Genomic DNA, 12,637 nt, shown 5'->3' with positions numbered 1-12,637 from the left:
CCCCCCCCCCCCCCCCCCCACTACCTGGGGCTTACAGCCGGTACGCGATGGTCTTCATCACCCTGGAGGCCAGCGCCATTGCCCCCGGAATCGGGAACGGCAGGCGGCGGGCGCCGGCCTGTTCGGCGTGTTCCGCATGGCGGGCCTCGTCGTCCTTCATCACCTGGATGACCGCGCGGCTGCGCAGGTCACCGGCGGGTAGATCGACCAGGTGCTCGTCCAGATGGGCCTCCACCTGGCGCTCGGTTTCGACCACGAAGCCCAGGTTCCAGCCGTCGCCGTGCAGCCCGGCCAGGGTGCCGATGGTGTAGCTGCCGGCGTACCACAGCGGGTTGAACAGGCTGGGACGGCTGTCCAGCTCGCCCAGCCGGGTGGCGCACCAGGCCAGGTGGTCGGTCTCTTCCTGGGCGGCTTCCAGCAGGTGTTCACGCGTGGCCGGGTCGCGGGCCACCGCCGCCTGGCCGAAATACAGGCCCTGCGCGCAGACCTCGCCGACGTGGTTGATCCGCATCAGGCCCGCCGCGTGGCGGCGCTCGGTGCTGTCCATGCCCGGCTCGTCGGTATCTGCGGCCGGGTAGGGGCGGGCCGCCGGCGGGTTGCCGAACACCGTGTCCAGGGCGCGCTGCGCCTCGGTCAGCAGGTGGTCAAGCGGGGTGGTCTGGCGGAGTGCGGTCATGGCGGTACGGGTGGGGCGGGGAGGGCCCGATTCTCGCCCGGCCCTGCCGCCCTGCCAACCCGGGGGCAGGGGCGACTTGCGCCCGGCGGCCAGGGTGCGTACAATCCCGCCTCTTACGCTTCACCTTTTCACAACGCGTGGCAGAGTTCCGGCGAGCCTTTCGCCGCAATGAGCCCGACCTAACCTAGAGTTCTTCATGAGCACTTTCACTGCCAAGAACGAGACCGTCCAGCGCGACTGGTACCTCGTCGACGCCGAGGGCAAGACCCTGGGCCGTCTCGCCACCGAGCTGGCCCGCCGTCTGCGTGGCAAGCACAAGCCGGTCTACACCCCGCACGTTGATACCGGCGACTACCTGGTCGTCATCAATGCAGAAAAGATTGCCGTCACCGGCAAGAAGCTGCAGGACAAGATGTATCACCGTTTCACCGGTTACATCGGCAACCTGAAGACCGAATCCCTGGCCCAGGCGCTGGAGCGCCACCCGGAGCGCGTGATCGAGATCGCCGTGAAGGGCATGCTGCCGAAGGGCCCGCTGGGTCGCCAGATGTACCGCAAGCTCAAGGTCTACGCCGGCACTGAGCATCCGCACGCCGCACAGCAGCCGCAGGTTCTGGATATCTAATCATGGCTATCACTCAAAACTACGGCACTGGCCGCCGCAAGTCCTCCACCGCTCGCGTGTTCCTGCGCAAGGGTTCGGGCAACATCACCGTCAATGGCCGTCCGCTGGACGAGTTCTTCGGTCGTGAGACCGCGCGCATGATCGTGCGCCAGCCGCTCGAGCTGACCAAGAACACCGAAAGCTTCGACATCCTGGTCACCGCCGCTGGCGGCGGCACCACCGGCCAGGCCGGTGCGATCCGTCTGGGCATCGCCCGTGCTCTGGTCGAGTACGACGAAACCCTGAAGTCCGAGCTGCGCAAGGCCGGCTTCATGACCCGTGACGCCCGTGAAGTCGAGCGTAAGAAGGTCGGTCTGCACAAGGCCCGCCGCGCCACCCAGTTCTCCAAGCGCTGATTTACCGCGCCTGGTTGGGCTCCCTCGGGAGCCCGCTGGTTGGAAAGCAAAAGCCCGGCTTCGGCCGGGCTTTTGTCGTTCTGGGGTCATGCATTTCCAGGTTGCCGGCCAGCGGCCGGCACTACCCGTGGTCTGCATACCTGACCCCGGTTTCTGTCTGGGGGAGAGCCCCCTTGATGTTCAAGGGGGCGCGCCGACGGGCGCGGGGATAAGGTGAAATGCGTGACCAAATTAAAAGCAAAAGGCCAGATCTTTCGATCTGGCCTTTTGCTTTTAATTTGGCTGCCCCGGATGGATTCGAACCACCGAATGCCTGAGTCAGAGTCAGGTGCCTTACCGCTTGGCGACGGGGCAAAACGTGCAACTATTTTCTCACTTTTCACACTGAAAAACAACTTGATTTTCAGTGTGGTGGCTATGGGTGGACTCGAACCACCGACCCCAGCATTATGAGTGCTGTGCTCTAACCGGCTGAGCTACATAGCCTTGGTGAGCCCGCTATTCTGCGGATGTGTATCGCCCCTGTCAACACTTTTGTATCGTGCTTGTGGGGCGGCAGAGGGCATGGGATAGTCCCGACCAGTAGATTTTTTAGGAGTCCGCATCGTGATCGATCCGGACGGCTATCGACCGAACGTCGGCATCGTGCTGATGCGGCAGGATGGTCAGGTGTTCTGGGCACGACGTGTGCGCCGGGACGGCTGGCAGTTCCCGCAGGGTGGCATGAATACCGACGAGACGCCTGTCGAGGCCATGTATCGTGAACTGCAGGAAGAGACCGGCCTGCTGCCTGAGCATGTGGAAGTGCTCGGGGCGACACCCGGCTGGCTGCGCTACAAGCTGCCGGCGCGGGCCATCCGCCGCAACGAGCGGCAGGTCTGCATCGGCCAGAAGCAGGTCTGGTTCCTGCTGCGCCTGACCGGCGACGAATCCCATGTGAAGCTGGACCACACCGACTCGCCCGAGTTCGACCATTGGCGCTGGGTGGACTTCTGGTACCCGGTGGAGCATGTGGTGATGTTCAAGCGCGGCGTCTATGCGCGTGCCCTGCGACACCTGGCGCCGTTGGCGCGCGGCGTGGCCGGGCAGGGCGTCACCGCCATGCCCAAGAGCGCCGCCGAGGCCTGGATGCCAGGCCATACGGCCGGGCACGACCGTCCCCGCAAGCGCCCGCGGACCCGGGGCTACTGGCCGAAGAAGGCGCAGGGCGACGGCCCGGCCAGCTGACGGGCTGAACGGTATCGAGAATGGTTCAGGTCTCTGATTGACAACCATTCTCGTTTCCATTGGAATAGCCAACAGGCCGCTTCTGGCCTGTCAGCCCGGTTCCCGCCTGTGTACGTCTGCATCTGCAACGGAGTCACCGACCACCAGATCCGCGAAGCCGCCGGCAATGGCGTCAGCACGGTGGCCGAACTGACCATGCGTACCGGCTGTGGTGCCACCTGCGGTTCCTGCCTGGACATGGCCGGCGAGCTGCTGGCCAAGGCACGTGCCACCCACGATCTGCCGCTGCCGCTGCCGGTGTTGGGCCTGGCCCAGGTCGCCTGACCGTTTCTTTCGCGGTGCGTTGACGCCGCGCTTTCGCTTCCTTCACCGCTGGCCGCACAGGCCAATGCGCACGATTCGCGTTCCTTCACGAGGCTGCGCAAGGCGCTAAAGTGCCTGCGTTTTCAGCGTGCAGGAGCATCCCCATGAAGGGCGACACCAAGGTCATCGAATTCCTCAACAAGGTCCTCTACAACGAGCTGACCGCGATCAACCAGTACTTCCTGCACGCCAAGATGCTGAAGAACTGGGGCATCAAGGAACTGGCCGAACACGAGTACAAGGAATCGATCGACGAGATGAAGCATGCCGACATGCTCGCCGACCGCATCCTGTTCCTCGAAGGCCTGCCGAATTTCCAGGCGCTGGGCAAGCTGCGCATCGGCGAGAACCCGACCGAGATCCTGCAGTGCGACCTGTCGCTGGAGCGCGACGGCGTGGTCACCCTGCGCGAGGCCGTGGCCTATTCCGATTCGGTCGGCGACTACGTCAGCCGCCAGCTGTTCGTGAAGATCCTCGACTCGGAAGAAGAGCACATCGACTGGCTGGAAACACAGCTGGACCTGATCGAGCGCATCGGCGAGCCGAAGTACCTGCTGAGCAAGCTGGAAGAGTGACGTAGCGTCGAGCTTGCTCGACGCTAGCGATGCTGTGCCAGGTAACCCGTCAGCGCCACGCGCGCGCGGGCGAATTCGGCCACCAGCAGCGCCACTGCCACGGCAGGGCGCTGCAGGCTGTCACTGCGGGCTTCATGCTCGATCCGCTGCGCCACCGCAGACAGCGACAACGCGCCGACATTCGCGCTTGATGACTTGAGGCTGTGCGCGATCGCCTGCAGGCGCGTCGCGTCGCCGTTCTGTGCAGCCTGCTGCAGTTGCTGCACCATTGCCGGAGCATCGTCCAGGAACACCGAGACGATCTGGATGGCGCTCTCGCCGATCACCGCCTGCAGTTCGTCCAGTACATCGCGATCCAGCACCGGTTGCGGCGCCGCCTGGCTCTTCGTACCTGGCAGGGCCGCGCCATGCTCGGCAGTCAGGACCGGGCCGGTGGCGGGCGCATCGCCGCCGGGCGGGTTCGGCGCTGGCGCATTGCCCGATCGCTGTCCCCAGCGCTTCAACAGCGCATGCAGCGTGGCGCGTGTGATCGGTTTGGACAGGTAATCGTCCATGCCGGCCTGCAGGCAACGTTCGCGGTCACCGGCCATCGCATTGGCCGTCATCGCGATGATCGGCAGCCGGAGCTGCCCGGATTGCGTTTCCTCGGCGCGCCAATGACGGGTGGCGGCGTAGCCATCCAGCACCGGCATCTGGCAGTCCATCAGCACCACGTCCACGCCGCCTTCGCGCAGGGCGAGCAATGCCTGCTCGCCATCGGCGGCGTTGCGCACCTCGCACTGGAACACGCGCAGCAACTGCTCGGCCACCATCCGGTTGACCGTGTTGTCTTCCACCAGCAGCACGCGCAGGTGCAACGGCGGCAACGTCGGCGCGGGCAGTCCGTCTTCAGCATTGGCCAGCAATGCGGCGGGCCGCGCGTGCGCGACCGGCACCGCCAGCAGCGCATGCAGGGCGGCATCATCGAAACGTGCGGGCAGCCGCTGCTGCCGCGGGCGCGCCGCAACGGCGTCGTCCTGCAGCCATAGCACCTGCAGCATGTCTTCCTCACCCCGTTCGGCCAGGGCCTGCTGCAGCGTGGCTTCACCTGCGCGGCGTGCATGCGCGTCGACCAGCAGCCAGGCCGGCGCCGGCTGCCCGGGGCGTGGCGGCGCGCGCAGGCGCTCGACCACCGCGCCAGGCTGTGCCAGCATCTGCACCTGCAGCCCATGGTGGGCAGCGATGCGCTCGATGCGCGCCTGCAGGATCGCATCGGCGCTGCACAGCAGCAGTGCAGCGGGCGGACGTGCCATGGCCGGCAGGTCGCCGGGCACTTTCAGCAGCGGAATCTCGAACCAGAACGTGGCGCCCTGGCCGGGCGTGGACTGCACGCCGATGCGGCCCTGCATCAGGTCGATGATGCGCTTGCAGATGGCCAGGCCCAGGCCGGTACCCCCGTAGATGCGGGTGGTGGAGGCGTCGGCCTGGCTGAAGGACTGGAACAACCGCGCCTGCAGCACCTCGTCGATGCCGATGCCGGTGTCGATGATCTCGAAGCGCAGCTGGTGCTGCGCTGCGCCTTCGCCCAACCGCTGTACCCGCAGCAGCACCTGGCCGCGTGCCGTGAACTTGATCGCGTTGGCCAGCAGGTTGCTCAACACCTGGCGCAGGCGTACCGGGTCGCCGCGTACCGGCAGGCGCACCGCTGGGTCCAGCTGCAACGCCAGCGACAGGCCCTTGGCGTCGGCGGCGCGCTGCATCAGCTGCACCACGCCATCGAGCAGGTCACGCAGGTTGAAGCTGGTGATCTCCAGTTCCAGCGCCTGTGCTTCCAGCCGTGAATAGTCGAGGATGTCGTCGACGATGCGCAGCAGCTGCTGCGAACTGGCCGAGGCGGTGGCCAGCATCTGTCGCTGGTCCTCGCCCAGGGGGCCGCGCGCGATCAGCTCCAGCATCGGCAGGATGCCGTTGAGCGGGGTGCGGATCTCATGGCTCATCGTGGCCAGGAACTCGCCCTTGGCCAGCACCGCGGCCTCGGCGGCCTGCTTGGCCTGCAGCAGCTGCTGCTCCAGCTGCCCCTGGCGTTCGGTGGTGCGGCGCAGCTGGTCGCGTTCGGCGGCCAGTACGCTGCGTTCGCGCTGCAGCTGGGCCAACGCAAGGTTGCGCGCGCGCAGGCGCAGGCCCAACAGCAGCAGCGCGATGGCGGCCACGGCGAGGGCAACCAGCAGCACGCCCCACAGCGGCACGTCAGAGCACCGCGTTGTGGAAGTCGAAGTTCAGGTCGCTGCCGGCCGACTGCACCATGTTGCCCTGGATGTAGTCGACGCCGCCCACCCACATCGCGGCCGCCGCCTGCGGATCTTCGATCTGCTGGCCGATGATCTGCAGCCCGGCTGCATGGGCCTGCTCGATCGCCCTGCGCAGTTCCTCGCGGGTGGCAGGGTTGGCGTGGCTGCTGGAGAAGCGTGCTGCCATGCGCACGAACGACAGCGGGAGGTGGGTCAGCAGCGCATCGGCTTCCCCGCCCGGTTCGAATTGGCTGAGGCAGAAGCGCACGCCGGCACCGGCCATGCGCTGGCAGAACTGCAGCAGCGGCACAGTGTGGATCAGTGCGTCGGGCAGGCGCACATCGATGACCAGCGCGCTGCCGGGCAGGTCGCGCTGGTGCAGCGACTCCAGCAGCCAGTCGGCGAAGGCATCGCGCTGCAGGGTACGCAGCGACTGCGAGACGAACAGGTTCAGCGGCTGGGTCGCGTGCCGGTACAGGTCCAGCAGGCCCAGCGCATGGTCCATCACCTGCTGGTCGAGGTCGGCGATGCGCCCGGCGGCTTCCGCGGCAGGAATCACCTGGCCGGCCGCCAGCACCGTGCCATCGGCCTGGCGCAGGCGCAGCAGCAGCTGGTACTGCGCGGTGTTGCCGCCGGCGACGGCGACGATCGGCTGATAGGCCAGCTCCAGCTGGCCTTCCAGCAACGCCAGGTGCTCCTGTTCGCTGATCGCCTCGCGGTGCACGTGGCCGGCCACGCCGGCGCTCAGCAGGCGCGCCTGCAGGGTGGTGCGTTCGACGGCTTCCAGGGCACTGTTGGCATCGTCGAATCCGGAGGACAGCGGGGCATAGCCGACCACGCCGCGCAGGTGCACGGATTCGTCGTCGCGGATCACGAACGCGCGCGCCGACAGCTGTTCACGCAGGGCCGCGGCGATGCCCTCCAGGCTGTCTTCATCGGCGGTGCGCGCCAGCAGCAGGAAGCTGTTGTCGTTCAGGCGTGCCAGCAGGTGCGGGTGGCCCGCCTCGGCCAGGCGCTGGCCGGCCTGCACCATCAGGCGTTCGAAGGCGGCATACCCATAGCGCTCGCGCAGGCCCAGCGCGCTGGAGACTTCGACGAACAACACGCCCCCCGGGTCGCGGTGGGCAAGCGCGGCGTTGAGCTGCTGCAATACGTGGTGGCGTGTCGGCAGGCCGGTTTCCGGATTGCTGGTGGCCGGGGCACCGGAGGCTCCTGGCAGGGTCGCGGCCTGCGCACGCGCGCGCCGGATGCGGTTGGCCACGGCGGCGATCAGGTGGCGCGGGCGGATCGGCTTGCTCAGGTAGTCATCGGCGCCACTGTCGAGCACTTCGAACTGGCGCTCCGGGTCCGGGTCGCCGCTGAGGAATACGATCGGCAGCAGCTGCAGGCCAGGTTGCTGGCGGATCAGCGCGGTCAGGCGCATGCCGTCCAGCCCGGGCAGGTGCAGGTCCATCAGGATCAGGTCCGGGCGGTGGTCCTTGATCGCCTGCAGCGCACCGTCGGCATCGCCGTGCACGATCGCCTGCATGCCGGCACCGTGCAGCACGCTCTGCGCGAACAGCGCCTGGGCGCGATCGTCCTCGACGATCAGCACGCGATAGGGCGAATCGGATGCGGGCGGCGCCTGGTCGTTGTTGCCAGCTTCTGCCAGCGCTGAAGGGCCGGGAAGCGGTGGCGGCGCGCCGTTGATCGACGGCGCATCGGCCGTGCTACCCGGTGGCGTGACCGCTGCCGGTGCGGCGGGAGCGTGGGTGACCGCCTCGACGGCCCAGCGTTGCCAATGATCGGCCGGAGGGGTTTCAGCGCGTCCCGGGCGGGCGCCCGCGGGGGATTCGATTGCGGCCATCGGTGCTCCTGGTGTTCGCCTTCATTATGCGGCAAGCCCGGCGATCAACCGGTGCCGGGCTGCCGCGGGCTGTCCGTCGCCGCGCCGCGTGCCAGCCAACGCACGCCTTTCCACAAGGTGCGCCAGACCAGCCAGACCAGCAGCGCGCCAGCGAGGCTGCAGGCCAGCACCACCACCAGCGCGATCCAGGGGTGCGCCAGGGCCAGCGCCAGGCCGCCGATCACCACGGTGTCCTCGGCGGCCGACGCCACCCAGTTGCTGGCCGGTTCCGGTGAGGTATTGAGCAGGGCGCGGGTGCCGGCCTTCAGGCCATGGCTGGCCAGCGCGACACCGGCACCGGCGGCGAGTGCGCCGGTCCCCAGCTGGCCGTCCGGCGACAACGTGGCGGCGGCAAGGAAGGCACCGGCGGGCACGCGTGCCAGGGTCTGCACCAGATCCCACGCCGAGTCCACGCCGGGGATCTTGTCGGCGAAGAATTCGGTCACTGCCAGCGCCGCCGAGGTACCCAGCACCCACCACGATTCGGTGGCCTGCAGGGCCGGTGGCAGGTCGACCCAGCCGAGCAGGCCGGCCAGGCCGACGCCGAACACGGTGAGGTAGACGCGGATGCCGGCCAGCCAGGCCAGCAGGATGCCGATCACGAACAGGTGGGCTTCGGTCATGGCGATGCTCCGGCGACGGAACTGTGCGGGGGGCCTCACTATCGGCGATGGCGTGCCTGAACGCCACAGACCGTGGCCGGCCACTGCGCAGGAAACCCACCCGTCCTGTCATACACTAGCCCGTCGTTTGCCACAGGGGCCGTACCGGTGTCGCTCTTGCGATGCCCCGGAAACCACCCATGAACAACCGCCCTCCCATGCGCGTGCAGGTTCGCCTGCCCGGCGCGCCGCAACCGCCGGTCGATCGTCGCCGTCTGCTGGTGCTCGGCGGCATCTGGCTGCTCAGCCTGGTGCTGGCGGTGCTCGGCGGCTGCTGGATGGCCACCCCCCGCGATGCGCAGGGCCAGCGCCTGCAGGCCGCAGAGAAGCATGCCGAGACGCTGCAGGCGCAGCTGACCGAGCTGCGCCAGAAGCAGGCCACGCTGGAAGCCTCCGACCGCATCAGCCGCGCCGCCAACACCGAGGTGCAGTCCTCGCTGGCCGAGCGCGATGAGGAAATCGCCGGCCTGCGCGCCGACGTCGCCTTCTATGAGCGCCTGGTCGGTTCAACCAGCCAGCGCAAGGGCCTGAACACCCATTCGATCGAGTTCAGCCCGGAAGCGGCCGGCACCTGGCAGTACACCGCCGTGCTGACCCAGAACCTCAACCGCGGTGCCATCAGCCAGGGGCAGATGCGTTTCACCGTGGAAGGCGTGAAGAACGGCAAGCTGGCCACGATCAGCTGGGATGATCTGCACCAGCGCAGCAAGGTGCCGGGACAGGATTACTCGTTCCGGTACTTCCAGCAGATCACCGGCAGCGTGATGCTGCCGGCTGACTTCACCCCGCAACGCGTGCGGGTGACATTGGGGAGTGGTACGGGGGGTACCACCCAGGTATTCGACTGGAAACAGGCCGGCGCGCCGGCCAGCAAAGGGGAGTAGGCAGATGTTCGGAAACAGCAAATCCAACCGTGATGGCCAGCTGGTGGTGGATGCCCTGATCGGCAACCAGGTGGTGATCCGCGGTGATGTGGAATTCAGTGGTGGCCTGTACGTGGAAGGCCGCATCCACGGCAAGGTGATTGCCGCCGAAGGCGCCAGTGGTGCCACCTTGACGGTCGCCGAGCATGGCGTGATCGAGGGTGAGATCCGTGCCCAGGTGGTGGTCATCAGCGGCCGCCTGGACGGCGACGTGCACGCCACCGAGAAGGTCGAACTGACCCCGAGCGCGCGGGTCAACGGCAATGTCCATTACCAGGTGGTGGAGATGAATGCGGGCGCCCAGCTGAACGGCCGCCTGATCCATGCCAGCGCCCCGATGGCGGCCCTGCCGGCCCCGGAGGTCGACGACGCCGATGCCGGCAAGGGCGACACCGCCGCGCGCCGCAAGCTGGCCGAGGCGATGGCTTGAAAGCCCTCCCCGGCACCCCCATGCTGACCGTATGAGCACGCTAGTCTCCCTGCCCGGCGCCACCCCGGCCGCCGCGCCCGATTACCAGTCGCTGGAGCGACCGCTGAACTTCACCGAGTCGGCGGCCGCCAAGGTCAGATCCCTGATCCAGGAAGAGGGCAACCCCGACCTGGCCCTGCGCGTGTACATCGAAGGTGGCGGCTGTTCGGGCTTCCAGTATGGCTTCGAGTTCGACGAGAACCGTGCCGAGGACGATCTGGCGGTACAGACCAGCGGCGTGACGCTGCTGGTCGATCCGCTGAGCCTGCAGTACCTGATGGGTGCCGAGGTGGACTACACCGAAAGCCTGACCGGTGCCCAGTTCGTGATCCGCAATCCGAACGCGAAGACCACCTGCGGCTGCGGCAGCAGTTTCAGCATGTAGTAGATTCACGCCATGCGTGGATGCGCGGGGCCCGTCCCCTGCGCGACAAGGTGTGTGGAGCAGGCTCCACACCCACCGCTGGTTTCCGCAAAGCCTGCGGCTTGCCACCTGCATCGATTGGCGGCACGCTTGCCGGATGCCCAATACTTCTTCGCCGCTTTCCGGTTTCGCCTTCGTAGGCGAACCGCTGGAGCGCGCCGATGCCCTGCGCGACGATGCCGATGCACTGGCGCGCCTGTGGCCGGGCGCGCGCATCCTCGTGCTTGATCAGGACGGCAGCGCCTTCACCGGCGATGACGATCAGCCACTGGCGCTGACCGGCGCCGACATCGGCGGTGGCCCCGGTGCCGCGATCTTCCTCGGCCTGCGTGGCGAGCAGGCGTGGTTTTCAGTTGAAGCCGGCAGCGTGACCATTACCGCACCACGCCGCCTCGACCTGCGCCAGGCCGCGCTGCTGTGGTCGATGGCCGATGCGACCGCCTTCAGCTATGCCCGCGGCATGTCCTACTGGCACTCGCGTACCCGCTTCTGTGGCGTGTGCGGCGGTGCCGTGGCGTTCGCCCGTGGCGGCTTCGTCGGTCGCTGCGCGCAGTGCTCTACCGAGCATTACCCGCGGGTGGATCCGGCGGTGATCGTGGCGGTGGAGAACCAGGGCCGGCTGCTGCTCGGCCGGCAGTCGAACTGGGCGCCGCGCCGCTACTCGGTGCTGGCCGGCTTCGTCGAGCCCGGCGAGACCTTCGAGCAGACCGTGGTGCGCGAGGTGCACGAGGAGAGCAAGGTGCGGGTGACCGCCTGCCAGTACCTCGGCTCGCAGCCCTGGCCGTTCCCGGGGGCGCTGATGATCGGTTTCCGTGCGCAGGCGCAGGATGATCTGCCGAGCGTGGACGGTGAGCTGGAAGATGCGCGCTGGTTCAGTGCCGACGAGGTGGGCGCGGCGCTGGCACGCGATGTCGAGGACGATGGCCAGGGCATCCGCGTGTCGCCGCCGATCTCGATTTCGCGTGGCCTGATCGAGCACTGGTACCGCCAGCAGAAGGGTTGAAGCGGGCCAGGCGCGGCGGCTGTATTGCCGCCACCTGAACACGGCCCGGGTTAGAGTCCGGTTCACCGCTGAGGGCGCCGCTGCGACAGGTAAGGTAGCGGCGCGAGCGTTCTGTTTCGTAGGGAGACCCGCCATGTTCACCACTCTGGCTGCCGTGCTGGTGGCGCTGGCCCTGGGCCATGTCGCCCCGGCCGCTGCTGCCTCGCTGCGCCGTTTCGACGGCTTCCGGCGCTGGCTGGGTTGGCTGGATGCCCGGGGTGGCAAGGCCTGGCAGAGCCCCGCAGGCGTGGCCCTGGCCCTGCTGCCGCCGCTGCTGCTGATGGCCCTGCTGGCCTGGCTGCTGCGCGGGGTGCTGTTCGGCCTGCCGTCGCTGCTGCTGGGCGTGGTGGTGCTGGCATGGTGCTGGGGGCCGCGCGACCTGGACCGCGATATCGAAGCGATCATCGACGCCGACGATGCCGCGACGCGGCAGGCGGCGGTGCGCAACCTGCAGGCGGCCGGTGGCAGCCTGCGCGAGGACGTGCCGTCACTGGTCGAAGCAACGGTGCTCAATGCGCTGCGGCGCTGGTTCGCGGTGTTGTTCTGGTTCCTGCTGCTGGGCCCGGCCGGTGCGCTGGGTTACAGGCTGCTGGCGCTGATGGCCGAAAGCCCGATGCGCGCCCGCGTGCCGGTGGAACCGCTGGCGCTGGCGCAGCGCCTGCTGGGCTGGATCGAGTGGCCGGTGGCGCAGCTGATGGCGTTCTCGATGGCGCTGGTGGGCAACTTCGATACGGCGTGGAAGGCCTGGCGCCAGGCCCATGGCGAGCGCCTGGCCGGGAACATCGGTTTCCTCGGAGCGGTGGCGCGTGCCAGCGTCAATGCCGAGCTGCGCGAGGATGCGCACGACTACACCGAGGCGGGACTGCTGCCGGTGTGGCAACGGCTGCCGGACCTGCGTGATGCGATGAGCCTGGTGTGGCGGATGCTGCTGCTGTGGCTGGCGATCCTGGCCCTGCTGGTGATTGCAGGCTGGGTGACGTAGTTGTATTGCAGGGCTTGCAGCCCTGCACCTGCAGAGGCCAAAGCCGCAGCCAAAGCGGCTCTGGGTTGCTGAGGCTTGGGCGGGGCGGTGTGGGACTGCAGGACACGCCGTAAACCCGTCCC

The 12,637-nt window shown here is 67.9% G+C and carries 14 protein-coding genes and 2 tRNA genes; 10 read left to right on the top strand and 6 right to left on the bottom strand.

Annotated features, from left to right (window positions below; all coding sequences use genetic code 11):
• Nucleotides 1–31 precede the first annotated feature (31 nt).
• Nucleotides 32–676, bottom strand: coding sequence for a 2-polyprenyl-3-methyl-6-methoxy-1,4-benzoquinone monooxygenase (coq7, locus tag QRO93_RS19770; RefSeq protein WP_180880868.1), 645 nt, complete (start codon nucleotides 674–676; stop codon nucleotides 32–34).
• Between the two features lie 196 nt (nucleotides 677–872).
• Here coq7 and rplM point away from each other — a divergent pair, with 196 nt between their 5' ends.
• Nucleotides 873–1,301 carry a 50S ribosomal protein L13 gene (rplM, locus tag QRO93_RS19765; protein ID WP_005414692.1) on the top strand — a complete coding sequence of 143 codons (429 nt, stop codon included), beginning with the start codon at nucleotides 873–875 and terminating at the stop codon, nucleotides 1,299–1,301.
• Between the two features lie 2 nt (nucleotides 1,302–1,303).
• Nucleotides 1,304–1,696 carry a 30S ribosomal protein S9 gene (gene rpsI, locus QRO93_RS19760; protein ID WP_005411311.1) on the top strand — a complete coding sequence of 131 codons (393 nt, stop codon included), beginning with the start codon at nucleotides 1,304–1,306 and terminating at the stop codon, nucleotides 1,694–1,696.
• 279 nt (nucleotides 1,697–1,975) lie between these two features.
• Here the strand turns inward: rpsI and QRO93_RS19755 are convergent.
• A tRNA-Gln gene (locus tag QRO93_RS19755) sits at nucleotides 1,976–2,050 on the bottom strand.
• 55 nt (nucleotides 2,051–2,105) lie between these two features.
• Nucleotides 2,106–2,182 (bottom strand) — tRNA-Met (locus QRO93_RS19750).
• Between the two features lie 120 nt (nucleotides 2,183–2,302).
• On the opposite strand from QRO93_RS19750, the gene QRO93_RS19745 reads away from it, so the two are divergent.
• The 3 genes from QRO93_RS19745 (at nucleotide 2,303) to bfr (ending at nucleotide 3,861) form a co-directional block, all read left to right on the top strand.
• Entirely contained in the window at nucleotides 2,303–2,923 is a 621-nt protein-coding gene (locus QRO93_RS19745; protein ID WP_180880870.1) for an RNA pyrophosphohydrolase, read from the top strand.
• Between the two features lie 108 nt (nucleotides 2,924–3,031).
• Nucleotides 3,032–3,247, top strand: coding sequence for a bacterioferritin-associated ferredoxin (locus QRO93_RS19740; protein WP_180880872.1), 216 nt, complete (start codon nucleotides 3,032–3,034; stop codon nucleotides 3,245–3,247).
• Between the two features lie 143 nt (nucleotides 3,248–3,390).
• A complete protein-coding gene (gene bfr, locus QRO93_RS19735) occupies nucleotides 3,391–3,861 on the top strand; it encodes a bacterioferritin (protein ID WP_005419804.1) in 471 nt (156 codons plus the stop codon).
• A 23-nt stretch (nucleotides 3,862–3,884) separates the two neighbouring features.
• Here the strand turns inward: bfr and QRO93_RS19730 are convergent, their stop codons facing one another.
• Genes QRO93_RS19730 through QRO93_RS19720 form a run of 3 tightly spaced genes read right to left on the bottom strand, consistent with a single transcriptional unit; the run spans nucleotide 3,885 to nucleotide 8,636 of the window.
• On the bottom strand, nucleotides 3,885–6,086 hold the full coding sequence (locus tag QRO93_RS19730; RefSeq protein ID WP_180880874.1) for an ATP-binding protein: 2,202 nt from the start codon (nucleotides 6,084–6,086) through the stop codon (nucleotides 3,885–3,887).
• A gap of 1 nt (nucleotide 6,087) precedes the next feature.
• Nucleotides 6,088–7,974, bottom strand: a complete 1,887-nt coding sequence (locus QRO93_RS19725) for an EAL domain-containing protein (protein WP_180880875.1) — start codon at nucleotides 7,972–7,974, stop codon at nucleotides 6,088–6,090.
• A 44-nt stretch (nucleotides 7,975–8,018) separates the two neighbouring features.
• Nucleotides 8,019–8,636, bottom strand: coding sequence for a DUF4126 domain-containing protein (locus QRO93_RS19720; RefSeq protein ID WP_180880876.1), 618 nt, complete (start codon nucleotides 8,634–8,636; stop codon nucleotides 8,019–8,021).
• Nucleotides 8,637–8,815: 179 nt separating this feature from the next.
• Here QRO93_RS19720 and QRO93_RS19715 point away from each other — a divergent pair, with 179 nt between their 5' ends.
• The 5 genes from QRO93_RS19715 to ampE all read left to right on the top strand — a co-directional run bounded on the left by QRO93_RS19715 (nucleotide 8,816) and on the right by ampE (nucleotide 12,515).
• Nucleotides 8,816–9,559 carry a DUF6776 family protein gene (locus tag QRO93_RS19715; RefSeq protein WP_049456220.1) on the top strand — a complete coding sequence of 248 codons (744 nt, stop codon included), beginning with the start codon at nucleotides 8,816–8,818 and terminating at the stop codon, nucleotides 9,557–9,559.
• Nucleotides 9,560–9,563: 4 nt separating this feature from the next.
• The gene (locus QRO93_RS19710) at nucleotides 9,564–10,028 is read left to right on the top strand and encodes a polymer-forming cytoskeletal protein (RefSeq protein ID WP_053450987.1); all 465 of its coding nucleotides are present in this window, start codon (nucleotides 9,564–9,566) and stop codon (nucleotides 10,026–10,028) included.
• 31 nt (nucleotides 10,029–10,059) lie between these two features.
• Complete coding sequence (gene erpA / locus QRO93_RS19705; RefSeq protein ID WP_049456218.1) at nucleotides 10,060–10,452, top strand: iron-sulfur cluster insertion protein ErpA; 393 nt, start codon at nucleotides 10,060–10,062, stop codon at nucleotides 10,450–10,452.
• 136 nt (nucleotides 10,453–10,588) lie between these two features.
• Nucleotides 10,589–11,494, top strand: coding sequence for an NAD(+) diphosphatase (gene nudC, locus QRO93_RS19700; RefSeq protein ID WP_180880877.1), 906 nt, complete (start codon nucleotides 10,589–10,591; stop codon nucleotides 11,492–11,494).
• A 133-nt stretch (nucleotides 11,495–11,627) separates the two neighbouring features.
• Entirely contained in the window at nucleotides 11,628–12,515 is an 888-nt protein-coding gene (ampE, locus tag QRO93_RS19695) for a regulatory signaling modulator protein AmpE (RefSeq protein ID WP_006473684.1), read from the top strand.
• The last annotated feature ends 122 nt before the right edge of the window (nucleotides 12,516–12,637 follow it).

Origin of the sequence: Stenotrophomonas maltophilia group sp. Smal17 (genome assembly GCF_030237045.1) — a bacterium.
Taxonomy (GTDB): domain Bacteria; phylum Pseudomonadota; class Gammaproteobacteria; order Xanthomonadales; family Xanthomonadaceae; genus Stenotrophomonas; species Stenotrophomonas forensis.
This window is presented reverse-complemented; position numbering and strand designations above follow the sequence as displayed.